At 59.9% G+C, this 436-nt stretch carries 1 protein-coding gene; it reads right to left on the minus strand.

The window, feature by feature from the left end; translation table 11 throughout:
* On the minus strand, window positions 1-436 hold a 436-nt coding region (locus tag ORL50_RS28775; RefSeq protein ID WP_266020095.1), incomplete at both ends, for an immunoglobulin-like domain-containing protein.

Below are 436 nucleotides of genomic sequence, written 5' to 3' on the forward strand. Positions count from 1 at the left end.
GACAGCATCGCCTTGGTTGTCAGTTGGGGTGCCCGAACCTGGCTCATCAGTGACTTTGGTTTCTACGGCATTCTGACCGAGGGTCAGTTTCTCGTAGGTGCCGGCACCTTCGACCGTTTCCAGCTTGTTAACGATGGTCGGCTGACCACCAATCGCGATGTCGTCCGCGGCGGTGATGGTCGCCTGGCCGGTAACGCTGTTCGCTGGAACAGTAATGGTGGTGCCATCGGTGAGCTTGAAGGTCAGCTCCGGATGGTTGGTCAATGGCAGACCGGTGCTGGTGGTCAGGGTCACGGTGTAAGTCACCGAACCGCCTTCAGCTACGGTGGTTTTATCCGCCGTCAGGGTCGCGAAGACTTCACTGGTGGTGTCGCCGATGGTGACCGACGCTGGGCCACCAATGGTTGGGTTCTCCAGCGCTGCGCCGTTCGAGGTC

Origin of the sequence: Pseudomonas sp. RIT-562 (assembly GCF_026241895.1) — a bacterium.
Taxonomy (GTDB): Bacteria; Pseudomonadota; Gammaproteobacteria; order Pseudomonadales; family Pseudomonadaceae; genus Aquipseudomonas; species Aquipseudomonas mandelii_F.